The sequence below is a fragment of the Escherichia marmotae genome (assembly GCF_002900365.1).
GTDB lineage: Bacteria > Pseudomonadota > Gammaproteobacteria > Enterobacterales > Enterobacteriaceae > Escherichia > Escherichia marmotae.
The window spans coordinates 4,171,618-4,189,594 of record NZ_CP025979.1 but is presented as its reverse complement, the minus strand read 5'-3'; the positions used below and the strand labels follow the sequence as shown (position 1 = coordinate 4,189,594).

The 17,977-nt window shown below is 45.3% G+C and carries 13 protein-coding genes, 1 tRNA gene and 2 pseudogenes; 7 read left to right on the top strand and 9 right to left on the bottom strand.

From position 1 onward, the window contains the following. The first annotated feature begins 441 nt into the window (after positions 1-441). Positions 442-1,473 carry an HTH-type transcriptional regulator GalR gene (galR, locus tag C1192_RS21380; protein WP_016249151.1) on the top strand — a complete coding sequence of 344 codons (1,032 nt, stop codon included), beginning with the start codon at positions 442-444 and terminating at the stop codon, positions 1,471-1,473. A gap of 6 nt (positions 1,474-1,479) precedes the next feature. Here galR and lysA read toward each other — a convergent pair whose 3' ends face one another. Beyond that, a complete protein-coding gene (lysA, locus tag C1192_RS21375) occupies positions 1,480-2,742 on the bottom strand; it encodes a diaminopimelate decarboxylase (protein WP_001516997.1) in 1,263 nt (420 codons plus the stop codon). A gap of 121 nt (positions 2,743-2,863) precedes the next feature. Here lysA and C1192_RS21370 point away from each other — a divergent pair, with 121 nt between their 5' ends. Further along, entirely contained in the window at positions 2,864-3,781 is a 918-nt protein-coding gene (locus C1192_RS21370) for a LysR family transcriptional regulator (protein WP_038355700.1), read from the top strand. Between the two features lie 4 nt (positions 3,782-3,785). Here the strand turns inward: C1192_RS21370 and ygeA are convergent, their stop codons facing one another. From ygeA to C1192_RS21340, 5 genes are all read right to left on the bottom strand, one after another. Further along, the gene (ygeA, locus tag C1192_RS21365) at positions 3,786-4,478 is read right to left on the bottom strand and encodes an amino acid racemase (protein ID WP_001516999.1); all 693 of its coding nucleotides are present in this window, start codon (positions 4,476-4,478) and stop codon (positions 3,786-3,788) included. Positions 4,479-4,608: 130 nt separating this feature from the next. Next, complete coding sequence (gene araE / locus C1192_RS21360) at positions 4,609-6,027, bottom strand: arabinose-proton symporter AraE (RefSeq protein ID WP_038355701.1); 1,419 nt, start codon at positions 6,025-6,027, stop codon at positions 4,609-4,611. A 366-nt stretch (positions 6,028-6,393) separates the two neighbouring features. Continuing rightward, entirely contained in the window at positions 6,394-7,155 is a 762-nt protein-coding gene (gene kduD / locus C1192_RS21355) for a 2-dehydro-3-deoxy-D-gluconate 5-dehydrogenase KduD (protein WP_038355702.1), read from the bottom strand. 29 nt (positions 7,156-7,184) lie between these two features. Further along, positions 7,185-8,021, bottom strand: coding sequence for a 5-dehydro-4-deoxy-D-glucuronate isomerase (gene kduI, locus C1192_RS21350; RefSeq protein ID WP_000383241.1), 837 nt, complete (start codon positions 8,019-8,021; stop codon positions 7,185-7,187). Positions 8,022-8,309: 288 nt separating this feature from the next. After that, entirely contained in the window at positions 8,310-9,491 is a 1,182-nt protein-coding gene (locus C1192_RS21340; protein WP_000656046.1) for an acetyl-CoA C-acetyltransferase, read from the bottom strand. A gap of 255 nt (positions 9,492-9,746) precedes the next feature. On the opposite strand from C1192_RS21340, the gene C1192_RS21335 reads away from it, so the two are divergent. The 4 genes and pseudogenes from C1192_RS21335 (at position 9,747) to C1192_RS21320 (ending at position 13,687) form a co-directional block, all read left to right on the top strand. Continuing rightward, a complete protein-coding gene (locus C1192_RS21335) occupies positions 9,747-10,976 on the top strand; it encodes an amino acid permease (RefSeq protein WP_038355703.1) in 1,230 nt (409 codons plus the stop codon). Between the two features lie 458 nt (positions 10,977-11,434). Beyond that, positions 11,435-12,056: pseudogene (locus C1192_RS21330) on the top strand (helix-turn-helix transcriptional regulator). Between the two features lie 346 nt (positions 12,057-12,402). Beyond that, positions 12,403-13,218, top strand: a complete 816-nt coding sequence (locus C1192_RS21325; protein ID WP_038355704.1) for a winged helix-turn-helix domain-containing protein — start codon at positions 12,403-12,405, stop codon at positions 13,216-13,218. After that, a complete protein-coding gene (locus tag C1192_RS21320) occupies positions 13,205-13,687 on the top strand; it encodes a YqeJ family protein (RefSeq protein ID WP_038355705.1) in 483 nt (160 codons plus the stop codon). Before C1192_RS21325 ends, C1192_RS21320 begins: the two co-directional genes overlap by 14 nt. A gap of 628 nt (positions 13,688-14,315) precedes the next feature. Here C1192_RS21320 and C1192_RS21315 read toward each other — a convergent pair. Beyond that, positions 14,316-15,466 (bottom strand): IS3-like element ISEc16 family transposase gene (locus tag C1192_RS21315; RefSeq protein ID WP_103194781.1). Its coding sequence is split into 2 segments (ribosomal slippage): positions 14,316-15,205 and positions 15,205-15,466, totalling 1,152 coding nucleotides; the frame shifts between segments, so codons are not numbered across the junction. A gap of 132 nt (positions 15,467-15,598) precedes the next feature. On the opposite strand from C1192_RS21315, the pseudogene C1192_RS21310 reads away from it, so the two are divergent. Further along, a pseudogene (locus C1192_RS21310) lies at positions 15,599-17,003 on the top strand (winged helix-turn-helix domain-containing protein). 39 nt (positions 17,004-17,042) lie between these two features. Here C1192_RS21310 and C1192_RS21305 read toward each other — a convergent pair. Both C1192_RS21305 and actS read right to left on the bottom strand, forming a co-directional pair. Beyond that, positions 17,043-17,116, bottom strand: a tRNA-Gly gene (locus C1192_RS21305). A 78-nt stretch (positions 17,117-17,194) separates the two neighbouring features. Beyond that, entirely contained in the window at positions 17,195-17,950 is a 756-nt protein-coding gene (gene actS / locus C1192_RS21300) for an amidase activator ActS (protein WP_001517011.1), read from the bottom strand. Between the last annotated feature and the right edge of the window lie 27 nt (positions 17,951-17,977).

The following is a 17,977-nucleotide window of genomic DNA, read 5'->3' as shown; positions in this document are numbered from 1 at the left end:
CGAATAATCTCACCAATCAATACCTCTGGGATCTTGATTGTGGTCTGCGCAAAGCATGTTCGCCAGCGAGAAAACGCAAAGGAATGAAGGGAAATGCAACGAGGTGTGTAAATTATCGGTTACTGTTACAGATTGATGTCAGGCGAAAAAAAACCTGCGCATCTGCGCAGGCTGGTGTAATTCATGTGCTCAACCCGAAGTTGACTTCACCTATCAATACCTCTGGGATCACCACTTTAGCAACCTGAAGCCAAACGCCACCAGCGGTCAATCGCAACAGCGTTTCGCAAAGTGTAACCAAAGGTTTGTAATCTCTTTTTTTGTCTTACTTATTCGCGTTTCGCTCACATTCCCCGCGCAGAAAACACCACACCCCTTGAACCAACGGGCGTTTTCCGTAACACTGACAGAATGTAAGCGTTTACCCACAAAGGTATTTTCATGGCGACCATAAAGGATGTAGCCCGACTGGCAGGCGTTTCAGTCGCCACAGTTTCCCGCGTCATTAATAACTCTCCAAAAGCCAGTGAAGCTTCTCGTCTGGCTGTGCATAGCGCGATGGAATCTCTTAGCTATCACCCAAACGCCAACGCCCGGGCGCTGGCACAACAGACAACTGAAACCGTTGGCCTGATCGTTGGCGATGTTTCCGATCCCTTTTTCGGCGCAATGGTGAAAGCGGTCGAACAGGTGGCTTATCACACCGGTAATTTCTTATTGATTGGTAATGGTTACCACAACGAGCAAAAAGAGCGTCAGGCCATTGAGCAGTTGATCCGTCATCGCTGCGCCGCACTGGTTGTCCATGCCAAAATGATCCCGGATGCCGATTTAGCCGCATTGATGAAACAAATGCCAGGCATGGTGCTGATCAACCGGATACTCCCTGGTTTTGAGAACCGTTGTATCGCTCTGGACGATCGTTACGGTGCCTGGCTGGCGACACGTCATTTAATTCAGCAAGGCCATACCCGTATTGGTTACCTTTGCTCTAACCACTCTATTTCTGACGCCGAAGATCGCCTCCAGGGGTATTACGATGCCCTTACTGAAAGCGGTATTCCAGTTAATGACCGGTTAGTAACTTTTGGTGAACCGGATGAAAGTGGCGGCGAACAGGCAATGACTGAACTGCTGGGAAGAGGCCGGAATTTCACCGCGGTGGCCTGTTATAACGACTCAATGGCGGCGGGCGCGATGGGCGTACTCAATGACAATGGGATCGATGTACCGGGCGAGATTTCGTTGATTGGTTTTGATGATGTGCTGGTATCACGCTATGTGCGCCCACGGCTGACCACCGTACGTTACCCCATTGTGACGATGGCAACCCAGGCTGCCGAACTGGCATTAGCGCTGGCGGATAATCGCCCCCTCCCCGAAATCACCAATGTCTTTAGTCCTACGCTGGTACGCCGCCATTCAGTTTCAACGCCGTCGCTGGAGGCAACGCATAACACCGCCAGCGACTAGCGGTGATTAAAGCAACTCTAACGCCAGTAATTCTTCAATGGTCTGGCGGCGGCGAATCAACCGCGCCTGACCATTATCAAACAGAACTTCTGGCAACAGTGGGCGGCTATTGTAGTTTGATGACATTGACGCGCCATATGCCCCCGTATCATGCAGCACCAGATAATCACCCGCCTTCACTTCCGGCAAAGCGCGGGTTTCGACATTTCCCCCCTCCTGCTGGGTAAAAACATCGCCCGATTCACATAACGGCCCGGCGACAACGGTTTCCACCGTTGGTGCCTGTTCAAGAGAACGACCATCAGCCGCCAGGGCGCTAATATGGTGGTAACTGCCGTACATTGCCGGACGCATCAGGTCGTTAAATCCGGCATCAACCAGCACAAAGCGGCGACTGCCCATTTGTTTGACGCTCCGCACCTGAGTAATCAACACGCCAGACTGCGCCACCAGGAAGCGACCCGGTTCAATTTCCAGTTTCACGTGATGCCCCAAATGGCAAGCGATCTGCTCACGCGCGGCATTCCACAGACCATAATAATGTTCAGTATCAACCGACTCCTCTCCCTGCTGATAAGGAACAGAAAGCCCACCACCTGCAGAAATAGCCTGTAAATCCTGACCAAATTCGATGACCTGACGCACCATCGCCCCACACACCTGCTCCAGATGCGCGTAATCAACACCGGAACCAATGTGCATGTGAATGCCGACCAGTTGCAGATGATGACGTTGTATCACTTCCAGTGCGGCGGGAAGATCGGCATACCAGATGCCGTGCTTACTGTTTTCGCCACCGGTATTGGTTTTTTGGCTATGACCGTGACCAAACCCCGGGTTAACGCGCAGCCATACCCGATGCCCTGGCGAAACCTTCCCCAGTTGGTCGAGCATATCGACAGAGCCAGCATTCACCGGAATTTGCAATTCACTGACGCGCTCAAGCGTTGCCTGATCGATAACATCCGCGGTAAAGACGATGTCATCGGGATGCGTTTGCGGATTGTATCCCGCCGCCAGCGCACGCTCGATTTCACCCAACGAGACGGAATCTACTTTCACGCCCTGCTCACGCATTAAGCGCAAAATATGAATATTGGAACAAGCTTTCTGTGCGAAGCGCACCACATCAAACTGTTTCAACGCCGCAATCTGCCGACGAATAATTTGTGCATCGTAGACCCACACCGGGCAGCCAAATTCTGCGGGCAAGCGCAGCAGATTTTCGGCGCTGAGATCGGTATCAGTACTGAACAGTGAATGTGGCATAACAAACTCCGAATAAGTGCTTTTTTATGATTACGCCACATCATAAAAAGAATAAAAAATATCGATTTATGCCGAGTCTATGCAAAAATGATATGGATTACCGGATTGCGAGAGAAAGTCGATGGCCGCCGTTAACTTACGTCATATTGAAATTTTTCATGCGGTTATGACCGCCGGAAGCCTGACTGAAGCCGCACAACTGCTGCACACCTCACAGCCAACTGTCAGCCGCGAACTGGCACGTTTTGAAAAGGTGATTGGGCTGAAACTGTTTGAGCGCATACGCGGAAGATTACATCCTACCGTGCAAGGACTGCGGCTATTTGAAGAGGTGCAGCGCTCCTGGTACGGGCTGGATCGCATCGTCAGCGCCGCTGAAAGTCTGCGCGAGTTTCGCCAGGGAGAACTTTCAATTGCCTGCCTGCCGGTCTTTTCGCAGTCTTTTTTGCCCCCGCTGCTACAACCTTTTCTGGCCCGTTATCCTGAAGTCAGTTTAAATATCGTGCCGCTGGAATCGCCGCTACTTGAAGAGTGGCTTTCGGCCCAGCGCCATGATTTAGGACTCACCGAAACGCTGCATACGCCTGCGGGTACGGAACGTGCCGAATTACTGTCTTTAGATGAAGTCTGTGTTTTACCGCGGGCGCATCCGCTGGCGACAAAAGAGGTATTAACGCCGGAAGATTTTCAGGGTGAGAATTACATCAGCCTTTCCCGTACTGACAGCTATCGCCAGTTGCTGGATCAACTGTTTAATGAACATCAGGTTAAACGCCGCATGATTGTGGAGACCCATAGTGCCGCGTCAGTCTGCGCGATGGTACGGGCGGGAGCGGGCGTTTCGATAGTTAACCCACTCACCGCTCTGGATTATGCAGCAAGCGGATTAGTCGTGCGGCGATTCAGTATTGCTGTTCCCTTCACCGTTAGCCTGATTCGCCCCCTGCACCGCCCGTCTTCAGCACTGGTACAGGCATTTACAGAGCATTTACAAGTCGGTTTACCGAAACTGGTTGCCTCGCTTGACGCTATTTTGTAGTCAGTTACGACAGCATAAAGGCAACCGCATCCTCGGCATGGATCGCTGCAGTATCAAATACGGGAAGAACGCTGCGTTCTTCAGGCACCAGTAAACCAATTTCTGTGCAGCCGAAAATCACGCCCTGCGCGCCCTGTTCTGCGAGGCGAGCAATCACTTGCGCATAATAAGCGCGCGATGCTTCGGTAAATTGCCCCAGACACAGCTCTTCAAAAATAATCTGATTAATTTTCGCCCGTTCATCTGCTTCAGGCACCAGACAATCGATAGAAAATTGCTCCGCCAACCGCCCACGATAAAAATCCTGCTCCATAGTGTAGCGCGTGCCCAGTAGCGCTACGCGCGTCATTCCGGCGCGGCTGATTGCTCGTCCGGTGGCATCCGCAATATGTAAAAAAGGCAGCGAGCAACGGGATTCGATGACATCTGCCACTTTGTGCATCGTATTGGTACATAACACAATGCCCTCTGCACCCGCCCGCTGTAAGCCAATCGCCGCCTCTGCCAGAATCTCCCCGGTTTTATCCCATTCACCACGACGTTGACACTCTTCTATTTCATGAAAATCGACGCTATGTAGCAGCACTTGCGCAGAGTGAAGTCCACCAAGCCGCTGTTTAATGCCTTCATTTATCAGGCGATAGTAAGGGATGGTGGATTCCCAACTCATTCCCCCCAGCAAACCAATTGTTTTCATTCCTCTCTCCTGTCTTGTGAGTTACCGCAGCGAGGCAGAATAAAGGACGTAACGAACGCCTCAACGACCAGGTGCCCGATCTCTATTAGCGAAAAAAAGGCCGGATGTACAGCACATCCGGCCAGTGAAATCAGACGCCGATATTTCTCAACTTCTCGCCAGACATCAGTTTACGTTCGATATGTTCCAGCGTGACATTCTTGGTTTCAGGAATGAGCCAAAAAGTGATGCCCACAAACGCAATGTTCAATGCGGTGTAGAGCCAGAACGTACCGGCAGCGCCAATGCTGTCGAGCAACGTCAGGAAGGTCGCGCCGATAATCATGTTCGACACCCAGTTGGTGGTGGTCGAGCAAGTAATACCGAAATCGCGACATTTCAGCGGCTGAATTTCGGAGCACAGAATCCACACCACAGGCGCGGCACTCATCGCATAACCGGCAATACACATCATCGTCATGCCAACAGAGAGCCAGGACAAACCACTGGAAGCCGTTCCGTTATCAAACTGCATCAGGCAATAACCCAACACCAGAGTTCCCAACACCATCACGCTGAAACCAATTTTCAGCGCCGGTTTACGCCCCGCTTTATCGACCGTAAAGACGGCAATAAAGGTGGCGAACATAAAGGTCAACCCCACCACCAGAGTCGCAATCATCTGCTGTTCGGTAGTCGTAAAGCCCGCCATTTTGAAGATACGCGGCGCGTAGTACATGATGATGTTCATACCAGTAAACTGCTGCATCGCCTGCAACAACATACCGAGGAACACGGCACGACGGACGTTACGGTTGATCTTAAACAGCGCCCAACCGCCCTGTTTTAATTTCAGGCTTTCACGTATTTCGTTGAGTTCTTCTCGCGCTTTTTCCGATGTATCGCGCAGCATACGCAGCACTTCTTCCGCCTCAATATGACGCCCTTTCTCCGCCAGCCAGCGCGGACTATTCGGCAGGAAGACCACCAGAATAATCAACAGGACTGCAGGTAAGGCAAGAACACCTAACATTGCGCGCCAGTTACCGCTATAGCTGAAGGCTGTATCGGATAAAAACGCCAGCACAATGCCGAGTGTGACCATCAACTGGTACATACTGATCATCTTGCCACGAACGTTTTCACTCGCCATTTCTGAGAGATAGAGAGGTGCAGTATAAGAGGCGATTCCGACAGCAATCCCCAGCACCACACGGGCGGCAATCAGCATTTCAACGCTGGTCGCAAAAGCCGACCCTATCGAACCGAGCACAAAGAGGATAGCCCCCGCCATCAGACTGTATTTACGCCCCAGGCGGAACGACAGCCAACCGTTAAACAGCGCACCGATTGCTGCGCCAAGCATCATGCTGCTGACCACCCACTCCTGCAAACGACTGGTCAGCACAAAGTGATCGGTGATGAACGGCAACGCTCCGGCAATAACTCCGATATCAAGACCGAATAACAATCCCGCGACCGCAGCAGCTACCGAAACAAACATATTCATACGCCGCGTATCGCGCAGAGGACGCGGCGTTAAAGCAGATTCCGTATTGATAGTAACCATTTTTTCCTGCCAGCACAGAGTAAGACATAGTGAAAAAATACGTGAACAATTAACTCAGGTGTCAGGTCGGAAATATCATAAATATGGATTAAACTGCTGCTACATACTGTTATGTGATGGACATTACACTTTTAAAATTAAGTGAAATTAATGACATTATAATTAAGTACCTAATTTTAAAGCAGATAAAACTCATAAAGTTTATTAATTGATAATTCATATGGATTATTTCATAACCATGATATGGATTATGCTGATTATCAGAAATAAAAAACCCCGCCGTCATAAACTGCACCTTACTCAGTTGGGTGTCCAACTTTTGGGGGTCAGTTCATCAGGCAGGGTCTTAATAGCAAACTGAATAAATTAACGTGCCAGCCAGCCGCCATCCACAGCAACGGTATAACCATTCACATAGTCTGAAGCACTGGAGGCAAGGAATACCACCGGCCCCATCAGATCGCTCGGTAGCCCCCAGCGTCCGGCAGGAATGCGCTCAAGAATTTCCGCACTACGTTGTTCATCAGCCCGCAATTGCTGAGTATTGTTGGTCGCCATGTAACCCGGAGCAATCGCATTAACGTTGATGTTATGTTTTGCCCATTCGTTCGCCATCAGGCGCGTCACGCCCATCACGCCGCTTTTTGATGCGGTATACGAAGGCACACGGATCCCGCCCTGAAATGAAAGCATTGACGCAATATTGATAATCTTGCCGCCGTTGCCCTGAGCGATAAAGTGTTTCGCCGCAGCCTGAGACATGAAGAACACGCTTTTGATATTCAGGTTCATCACATCATCCCAGTCTTTTTCGCTGAACTCGAGGGCATCTTCACGGCGAATCAATCCGGCGTTATTCACCAAGATATCAATATGACCGAACTCTGCTACCGCACGATCCAGCAGTGCTGGGATGCCATCAATCTTACGCAGATCGGCAGTCAGACTTAAAAAGGGACGCCCCAGCGCAGTAACCTGTTCAATAGTCTCTGTTGGCTCAACAATGTTGATGCCGACAATGTCACAACCCGCCTGTGCCAGCCCCAGTGCCATTCCCTGTCCCAGCCCGGTGTCACAACCGGTGACTACCGCAACTTTACCTTCAAGAGAAAATGCATTTAAAATCATAATAATACCTTATTCATTTATACTCGCGACTAGCGCAGATCTTTAACGGCAACGTGGTCCATATCATCAAAGACCTGGTTTTCACCGACCATGCCCCAGATAAAGGTATAAGCTTTGGTTCCTACGCCAGAATGGATAGACCAACTTGGGGAGATCACTGCCTGTTCGTTATGTATCACAATATGACGCGTTTCTTGCGGCTGCCCCATCATGTGGAAAACGCAGGCGTCATCGTCCATGTTGAAATAGAAATAAACTTCCATCCGACGTTCGTGGGTGTGGCACGGCATCGTGTTCCACAGGTTACCCGGTGCCAGCTCCGTCAGCCCCATACTCAACTGGCAGGTTTCCAGCACATCCGGCACAAAATATTTGTTAATCGTGCGGCGGTTGCTGGTGAGGTTATCGCCCAGCGTAACCGGAGACACTTCGGACGGAGTCACTTTTTTGGTGGGATACGTTGTGTGAGCAGGCGCACAGTTGTAGTAAAACTTCGCTGGAGTGGCACTATCGATGCTGGCAAAGACAACCTCTTTTGCACCTTTACCTACATACAAGGCATCGCGGTGACCGATTTCATAGCATTGACCATCGACAGTAATCGTTCCGGCACCGCCAATATTGATAACACCCAGCTCGCGACGCTCAAGGAAGTAGCTCACGCCCAGTTGTTTTCCGACTTCCCCGCCAACGGAAACCGTTTTTGCTACCGGCATAATACCGCCAACAATAATACGGTCAATGTGGCTGTAAACCATGGTGTACTCATCCGCGACGAATACCTTTTCAACCAAAAATTCATTGCGCAGCCCCTGGGTATCCAGCGTTTTCGCGTGCGCACTGTGGATGCTCTGTCTTACGTCCACATCAACCTCCGATAATCAGTGAAGCATGAAATTACAAACGATAGTGAAACATCGTTTCGTTTTCTCTTTAAAGGGATGATATGCCCATGGGATATGGTTTTCAATTAAAAATAAAACATTGTTTCATTTTATGGAAAAGGATTGAAAAAAGTGTAGTACCGATCACGAATCAGCCAGGTAGAAGGAGAAAAGTCAGGTTTTATATGAAATGTGCATAGCGGTGCCAGCCATCATCATAAAGCAGATTGATGGCGGCAGATGTTTAACGGATAAGGAAGAAATACAGATCTAATCGTCACGCTCAATAGTTAATGCCACCCCCTGACCACCACCAATGCAGAGTGTAGCCAATCCTTTACGAGCGTTGCGTTTCACCATTTCATGAACCAAAGAAACTAAAATGCGGCACCCGGAGGCACCAATCGGGTGGCCCAACGCAATCGCGCCCCCATTGACATTGACCCGGCGTTCATCCCACTCGAGCATCTTGCCAACAGAAAGCGCCTGCGCGGCAAATGCTTCATTAGCCTCAATAAGATCGATATCGGCCAGTTGCCAGCCAACACGCTCCAGGCAACGGCGGGTTGCATACACCGGGGCAATGCCCATCAGTGCAGGATCGACACCAACGCTGGCAAAGGCGCGAATACGTGCGAGCACGGGTAAATTCAACGCTCGCGCTTTGGCTTCGCTCATCATCATTACCGCAGCAGCACCATCATTGATAGATGAGGCATTTCCCGCAGTAACAGAGCCGTGGCTATCAAATGACGGATTTAAACTGGCTAGCCCTTCTGCACTGGCATCAGTACGCGGCTGTTCATCGGTATCAACGATCAATAACTGCCCGTTGCTTTGCGTTCTGACCGGGACGATCTCATCTTTGAATCGTCCGGCATCAATGGCCGCCCGCGCTTTTTGCTGCGAACTAAGTGCGTAGGCATCTTGTAACTGGCGGCTGATACCGTATTCGCGCGCCAGATTTTCGGCAGTGACACCAATATGGTAATCATTGAATGCATCCCACAAGCCGTCATGCACCAGGCTATCAACCAATTGGCTATCGCCAAGCTGTGCTCCGGTGCGGCTATCAGTCAAAACATGCGGCGCGCGACTCATATTTTCCTGGCCACCGGCAATAACAATATCAGCCTCACCACACTGGATCGCCTGAGTGGCGAGATGCAAAGCTTTTAGTCCGGAACCACAAACATCATTAATGGTAATTGCCGAAACGCTGTTGGGAAGACCACCTTTAATCGCTGATTGCCGTGCTGGATTCTGCCCTGCCCCGGCGGTCAGAACCTGTCCCAGAATCACCTCATCTACCGCATGTGCTGCAACACCAGTGCGATCTAATAATGCTTTCACGACCAGGCTGCCTAATTCCACGGCGGAATGGCCTGCCAATGCTCCACGAAAGCAACCGATAGGTGTTCGTAACGCCCCGACAATCACAACGTCTTTCATCACAACCTCGCACCAATTAACCGCGTAATAGTAAATGATTGTTAACAACAATTATCTTAAATGTTTAAAAATAGTGATTTTTATCACAAAGGAAATTCGTCGGAATGAGGGATGGAGATACCAGGCTGGCACGCAAGGTTTGCATCTACTAACACACCAATCCACGGTTGATATAGCGTTAATCTCCCATGTCTGGCCTGGTTTATGGTAAATTGCCCTCCATTTTGTTTAATTTGTAGATGATACGTTCAAATAATGTCTAAGATTTGGTCAAAAGAAGAAACTCTCTGGAGCTTCGCACTCTACGGCACTGCCGTTGGCGCAGGCACACTCTTCCTTCCTATTCAGTTAGGTTCAGCGGGAGCGGTGGTCCTGTTTATTACTGCACTGGTCGCCTGGCCTTTAACATATTGGCCACATAAGGCCTTGTGCCAGTTCATCCTTTCTTCAAAAACATCAGCAGGCGAAGGGATCACTGGCGCGGTAACTCATTACTATGGCAAGAAGATTGGTAATCTGATTACCACTCTGTACTTCATTGCTTTTTTTGTCGTCGTGTTGATATATGCAGTGGCAATCACCAACTCACTCACTGAACAACTGGCGAAGCATATAGCCATTGATCTACGCATCCGTATGCTGGTGAGTCTTGGTGTTGTGTTGATCCTGAATCTCATTTTTCTGATGGGACGCCATGCCACAATTCGGGTAATGGGATTTTTGGTTTTCCCGCTGATTGCCTACTTTTTATTTCTTTCCATCTACCTGGTCGGTAGCTGGCAACCTTCTTTATTAACAACCCAGGTAGAGTTCAATCAGAATACCCTTCACCAGATATGGATATCGATTCCCGTGATGGTTTTCGCCTTTAGCCATACACCGATTATTTCTACGTTTGCCATCGACAGACGTGAAAAATACGGCGAACACGCTATGGATAAATGCAAAAAAATTATGAAGGTCGCTTATCTCATCATCTGCGTGAGCGTGCTATTCTTTGTCTTTAGCTGCCTGTTATCAATTCCACCTTCATATATTGAAACGGCAAAAGAGGAAGGCGTCACCATTTTATCGGCACTGTCTATGTTGCCAAATGCCCCTGCATGGTTGTCAATTTCTGGGATTATTGTCGCGGTAGTTGCAATGTCTAAATCATTTTTAGGCACTTACTTTGGCGTTATTGAAGGTGCGACGGAATTAGTCAAAACAACGTTACAGCAGGTAGGGGTTAAAAAAAGCCGTGCATTTAACCGCGCACTGTCAATTATGTTGGTATCACTGATTACTTTCATCGTCTGCTGCATCAACCCTAACGCAATTTCGATGATCTACGCAATCAGCGGTCCGCTCATTGCCATGATTCTTTTTATCATGCCTACACTGTCTACGTACCTCATCCCTGCGCTTAAACCCTGGCGTTCCATCGGAAATCTAATTACGTTGATCGTGGGTATTTTGTGCGTTTCGGTAATGTTCTTTAGTTAATCTCTGAGGTGAATGGTTCAAAATAGTCATAATTTTGAACCATTCCAATTCTTACAATGCCTGCCCACCATTAATCCTCCCTCTGACTATTCATAGCATAAACAAGCATTATCAAGCTGTTATCATCAGTAAAAATCTGAACATCTTAAATAAGACTATTTAAGATGCTTCACTTAGATTTACAAGATATCTTCTGGTTATTCGAAAACAATTTGCAGTATAGATATTCCTAATGCATTAGGTAGTTATCTGATTTGCAATAAAGTCAATATGGTTAACCAAGTGAAATCAAACCATATTTAAAACTTAACGACGTATTCTTACATAGTTTATTGAGAATAATATCAAATACAGATTAAACGCAAATTTCTATTAAAAGCTTATTAAATCAGAGTGTATTGACATCATCAATAACCAATGAAATTATGCGATTATCTATGAATAGGGAGGTTATTAACATGAGACTTTGTAGTAGATATAAAAGTCTTACATGCAATAGTTGCTCAATGCATTGTCAAATAATGCCAGAAAAGTCACCACGTTTGCAGTATTGTGCAAACGCATGCTTTTGTATGTGGCCCGAAGATAGTTCGTATTTTAATCGTGGTGTGGTTGAAGGCATATTAAGTAAAAACCATAACGCACGATTAAGCGGATACATTTTTGTAGATTTTTCAGTAAGTTTTTTACGTCTTTTTTTAGATAAAGACTGGATTGACTATCTTACGAGTACTGATATGGGAATTGTATTGGTAAGCGACAGGAATATGCAATCTCTTGCTAATTACTGGAGAAAACATAACCCAGCAATATCAGCCATTATATATAATGATGATGGACTGGATGTTGCTAACGAAAAGATCAGACAGTTGTTTATCGGTCGTTATCTGTCGTTTACCAGAGGCACAAATGGAGTTCACCATAATGGGGCATATGGTCTCTGGCTATAATCCATATCAGATTGCAGAAACACTCAACATGGATATCCGTAGCATCTACGCCTACAAGCAAAGAATTGAAAAAAGGATGGGTGGTAAAATTAACGAATTGTTTATACGTTCAAACTCAGTTCAGCATTGAAACGTAACTATCAATAATAATAATTATTGTATATACGGGCATTTATAAAGATGCCCGTATTTTATATCACGCACTTTTAACGCCATTTATTAAATATTTAGTTTAATCATGTAAGTTTTGTGTGTTATCTCAAAAGATGAAGAGACATCATGAGAGAAAAATCATAAAAACGTCGTTACAACCGTTAAATTTGTTAATATATATATAGAATTTTAAGTTACATTAACATATTGCAATCATGATTATCGGAATGAATATAAAATTAATATATATTTATTAGATAAATACTAATATACTTATCAAACTATTTAATTTCAATTTTCTTGATGCCGTATTTTATTGACGTATGTACTGGATTATTAACAATAATATTGAGTTCTGGCCGGAACACAGGAAATTAATTTCGGTACATGACGCCGAGCTGAACGTCGTTCTGACAACGCCAGCAAGCAGGTGTTTATCGTTGCTACTTGAAGCTTTTCCAGATGTGGTCGCCCAACAAGATTTTTTCTCCAGAGTCTGGGAAGAAGAAGGTATGCGTGTACCGGTCAACACGTTATACCAAAACATATCGATTATCAGACGCGGATTTCGTGCGGTTGGTGAGACTACGCATTCGCTTATTGCAACCGTGCCGAGAAAAGGGTTCAAGATCAATAATGATATAAACATAGGAAGTCATACCCTCCCCTCTTCAGTAGATGTTCAAAAGAACAATTCTCCTCACAGCCTGAACGTTACAGATGAGCTTAGAGACATAAATGTTGCTCCAGATAATCATGTCAGGAACATACTCTGGCGCTCTAAATTTTATTTACCAATGTTAAGTGCGTTTGGTGTAGGTTTGCTTACCGCATTTTTACTATGGAATAATAGTCAACCCAGATCATTTTTCAAAGATTACAGAACTGTTGCACAAATAAATGGTTGTCATTTTAATGTTGCAGAAGATAGCATCGATGGTTTGAAAGATTTCGATAAATATAAGAACCGTATATTAGGGTCAGGAATTGACTGTAAAAAATATCCGTGGCTATATTTTTCACTCTCCAGGTCGTCTCCGGGTTTGATTGTTATGGCATGCAAAAAACACTACAGTAATAACGAAGTTGCCGGCTGTTTAACTCTGTCTTATCGTGAGGTTAATCGTGACTCGCTGTAAAAAAGTCCTGCTTATTGTTTTATGCTTTATCAGTGGGTTTATTTTATTCATTGCCTATCATTATTCTAAAGAACAAATCTCATATAATGAAAAATGTACGGCTAATTGGGTGATTTTTAATGACCAGGGGCAAGCCAATCTTACTCTTGATTTTATGTATAATAAAAACCAAAAGACTGGAACAGTTGCACTGAGTGGCACATGGAAACAAAACACAAAGGTTTATAAAGCAATTCGACGAGATATTGAATATACATGGAGTGAAAATTATAATACTTTGCATCTCATCTCCAACAAAATAAACAAATTTGATATTATTGATCAAGTTGAGGATGATAAACTTGCACTACTCCTTCCTGATTTTTATGTCTTTTCAGGAAAAATAATAAGCTATAATATACAAAAACAACGTAATCATGGATTTCTTTTTAATATTAGTAATAGAGTAATTATGTACTGTGCAAGATAATATAATATCACTATAGAAACAAAAATGTTAAAAATAACCATTTGAATATTATTGGTACTGAAACACGCCATAATTTTTCGAACTTTATAATTCTGTACATCTAAACTCTTATACATAACTCCCTCGCGCTATAAAAACACCAATAGTACATCCCTCCCCCGCATGACAATTACTTTACATAATATTTTTGTCAGAAAACATCAAAAACACTCTTTGGCGAAGATGCTACATTATAAAAACAGATGATTTAACGGTGCAAAAAGCAAGCGCATATGATTATCTTAAACTATTATATCAAAAACAATAGTTAGCTAATGAATAGAAGTGTTACTCATATTGCTTCTACAAACAGATTGTATCTCGACATATAGATTACCTTTTAGTATTTTATCTTTCTTAAATGAAATTAATGCTCAGTTAAGAAATGAAACACCCACTTTTTATCTATGTATTTCAATTAGTTATACACATACATGATTAACATGCATTACTTAAGAATATTTCAGATTACATTCAAAGCAATTCTGGATAAATTAATGCCAACAGTCATGGGAATTTTGTATATACAAAGTCATATACAGTTTAATGAAATATATATTGATCCTACCCACGTAATGTGGACACGGCCCTAAGCGAGATTATGGTTTTCAAATTGTTCCGGGCTGAGACCGCCACAGGCACTGTGACGACGCCAGCGATTGTAATCACACTCGATATAATTAAACACCGTTGCCCGCATTATTTCCCGGCTGCTAAAGCGTTCCCCGTGGATACATTCCACCTTCAGCGAATGAAAGAAGCTTTCCACACAGGCATTGTCATAACAGTTGCCTTTCGCACTCATACTGCCACGCAGGTTGTGTCGCTTCAGCAGCGCCTGATAATCCCCTGAACAGTATTGACCACCACGGTCCGTATGAACAATGACGCTTTCCGGGCGTCTTCTCCGCCACAACGCCATTTGCAGTGCATCACAGGCCAGTTGTGCTGTCATTCGCGGTGACATCGACCAGCCAATAACGGCGCGTGACCACAGGTCGATGACTACTGCGAGATACAACCAGCCCTCATCGGTACGCAAGTACGTGATGTCACCCGCCCACTTCTGGTTCGGGCCGCTGGCGCTGAAGTCCTGCTCCAGCAGATTCTCCAATACGGGCAGGCCATGTGCACGGTAGCTGACCGGGCTGAACTTCCGGCCGGCTTTCGCCCGCAGCCCCTGACGACGCAGGCTGGCGGCAATGGTTTTAATATTGAACTCCGGCAGTTCGTCAGCAAGGCGGGGAGCACCGTATCGCTGCTTTGCCTCAAAGAATGCCTTATGAACAGCGGTATCGCAGGTGAGCCGAAACTGTTGGCGCAGGCTCATCTGGTGACGACGCCTGAGCCAGACATACCAGCCGCTGCGGGCAACCCGAAGTACACGACACATCGCTTTGATGCTGAACTCTGCCCGATGATTTTCGATGAAGACATACTTCATTTCAGGCGCTTCGCGAAGTATGTCGCGGCCTTTTGGAGGATGGCCAGTTCCTCAGCCTGCTCCGCCAGTTGTCGTTTAAGGCGGACATTTTCAGCGGCCAGTTCGCTTTCGCGCTCTGACGAACTCATTTGTTGCTGCTGTTTACTGCGCCAGGCATAAAGCTGAGATTCATACAGGCTGAGTTCACGGGCTGCGGCGGCCACACCGATGCGTTCAGCGAGTTTCAGGGCTTCGTTACGAAATTCAGGCGTATGTTGTTTACGGGGCTTCTTGCTGATTGATACTGGTTTTGTCATGAGTCACCTCTGGTTGAGAGTTTACTCACTTAGTCCTGTGTCCACTATTGGTGGGTAAGATCATATGAGTATCAGTCATATCTATTACTCATGCAGGACGCAAATAGCCATAAAATTCACAGAGGTTAGCTAATGGATTTAGAAATTAAATTTTCATATCATTTCCCTGATGGGATAATACTGACAGAAGATGGTATTCTTACTAAAGGGAATGAGCAATCTTACATTCCCCCCAAAGAGCCAGGTGTATTATTTGTATTGCTTGAATCTGCTGGCAATGTTATATCAAAAGATATGATCATCGAATCCGTGTGGAAAAATGTAATTGTAAGTGATGAGTCCCTTACACGTTGTATATATTCATTAAGATGTATTTTTGAACAAATTGGTTATACCCGTTGTATAGAAACCATATATAGAAAAGGTTACCGGTTCAGTGGACAAGTATTCAAAATAAAAGGAAATCAATATAATGAAGCAGGAAGCACTATTGCTTTATTCCCATTTACAACGTCTCACAGCTACCAGGATCCATTAACACTTAATCAAGAGCTTATACAGTTCATTTCAAATAAAAAAAACGATAACCTATATATATACCCAATGGCTGCAACCCAGTATTGTATAGATAATAAATCCCAAACAGCTTTTCTGGCCAGATTCAAACCAGATTATTTTATAACAGGAAGGATTAACCAACATGACACATCAAACAGCTTATATGTTGAGGTGATCGATGCAAAAAGTTTTTATCTTGTTGCCAGCACTCATCTTCAGGCTGATGATATACAAAAAATATCACAATTTATAATAAGTAACTTGTATATGGTCATGAAGGATCCTGAAACTGCACCAGGATTGATTAGCCAAAACGAATCATCTAATGAGCATGTTTTATCCAAAGAAATGTCTGCTGGGAAAAATGCACTAAATGAGTTCACACCAGAAAGCATTGTCAAAGCAATAACTATATTTGAAAACCTGATAAAAAATACAATGCTCAGTTACTAATAAATGAATGCTATTGTCTGTTAGCTGAATGCCATATGTCTCTGGCTCTTCATGGTATATATGAACATAAACATGCTACTCAAAAGGCATTAGAATTTATAGATAAGGTATCAGATAAAGCTATTTTTGATGGTAAGATATTAGGAATTATGGGGCTGATAACTGGTCTTTCCGGACAAGCAACAACATCACGTATTTTTTTGATCATGCACAAATAAAAATATTAGATGTCGCTTCCCTATACTACTATAAGTCACTGGTAAACATATATAATGAAAGAATTGAGGATGCAATCTCTTGTATAGAACAATCACTGTTACTTGAACCCAAAATACATAAAACTGCGATAATAAAAAAATCCATTGATGCATATGTCTCTACAATGCAGAATAAAAAAAGTGTACTCTCTTATCACTGCACTGAGAAAGAACACCATTTAGCTATTATTAACAACATCCAAAAACTAAGGCAATTGACAAATTATAACAATACTATCGATTTTAATAATCAATATGCGGTAGCTTGATGCGTTATAAAGAAATAGTATATGAGGGCGTAAAAAAACTGGAGCGGGCGAAGGGAATCGAACCCTCGTATAGAGCTTGGGAAGCTCTCGTTCTACCATTGAACTACGCCCGCTTTGAGATGCGTAAGGCATTATAAACCTTACGCTCTTCTTAGCAAGTGTCTTGCTACTGACTGCTGATTAATTCACCATCAACACTTTGGTTTGCTGCCCTGTGGCGGCAAGTAGCGCAAAGGATCAATTGCCGTAGCACGGTAACGAATCTGGAAATGTAACCGCACGGATTCTGCATCAGTACTGCCCATCGTCGCTATCTTTTGCCCAGCCTTAACGCTTTGCCCATTGTTTACCAGCATCGTGTCGTTATGAGCGTAGGCTGTGATGTAATCTTCACTGTGTTTAATCATGATGAGATTACCGTAGCCGCGTAATTGGTTACCGACATACACCACCTTACCGGCACCGGCTGCGTATATTGGCGTCCCGCGCGCTGCAGCAATATCAATCCCTTTATTGCCGCCATCTGCCATTGAGTAAGGCATGATAACTTTTCCACTCGTTGGCCATAACCAGCAACGTTGTCCAACAGGTGGCCATGAAGATTTCGGAACCACTGGCGGCGGCGTTACTGACGCTGTTTTCGTCGTTGATTTGGCGGTATATTTCCGCGAACTGCGGTTGCTTTTTGCCCCACCAAGTTTCAACTTTTGGCCTACTTCGATGGTATAGGGGGGAGAAATGCCGTTGAGTCGGGCAAGTTCTTTTACGCTTGTTCCCGTGGTGCGTGAAATACGATAAAGCGTATCCCCCCGTTTCACGGTGTAAACGGAGCCGGAATACGTTCCTGTGTCTGATGATTTGCTACCCGAACAGCCCGCCAGAAGCAGTCCAGCCGATAACAGCATCACGATACCCAGCATTTTTTTATTCGGGCGTCCTGCGCTCAAAATCTTTCCTCGCTCAAAAAACAAGAC

What these genes read in the sequence shown, in the direction of transcription:
- galR (WP_016249151.1), top strand. Translation starts at nt 442, where the DNA reads ATGGCGACCATAAAGGATGTAGCCCGACTGGCAGGCGTTTCAGTCGCC.
- lysA (WP_001516997.1), bottom strand. Translation starts at nt 2,742, where the DNA reads ATGCCACATTCACTGTTCAGTACTGATACCGATCTCAGCGCCGAAAAT.
- C1192_RS21370 (WP_038355700.1), top strand. Translation starts at nt 2,864, where the DNA reads ATGGCCGCCGTTAACTTACGTCATATTGAAATTTTTCATGCGGTTATG.
- ygeA (WP_001516999.1), bottom strand. Translation starts at nt 4,478, where the DNA reads ATGAAAACAATTGGTTTGCTGGGGGGAATGAGTTGGGAATCCACCATC.
- araE (WP_038355701.1), bottom strand. Translation starts at nt 6,027, where the DNA reads ATGGTTACTATCAATACGGAATCTGCTTTAACGCCGCGTCCTCTGCGC.
- kduD (WP_038355702.1), bottom strand. Translation starts at nt 7,155, where the DNA reads ATGATTTTAAATGCATTTTCTCTTGAAGGTAAAGTTGCGGTAGTCACC.
- C1192_RS21340 (WP_000656046.1), bottom strand. Translation starts at nt 9,491, where the DNA reads ATGAAAGACGTTGTGATTGTCGGGGCGTTACGAACACCTATCGGTTGC.
- C1192_RS21335 (WP_038355703.1), top strand. Translation starts at nt 9,747, where the DNA reads ATGTCTAAGATTTGGTCAAAAGAAGAAACTCTCTGGAGCTTCGCACTC.
- C1192_RS21325 (WP_038355704.1), top strand. Translation starts at nt 12,403, where the DNA reads ATGTACTGGATTATTAACAATAATATTGAGTTCTGGCCGGAACACAGG.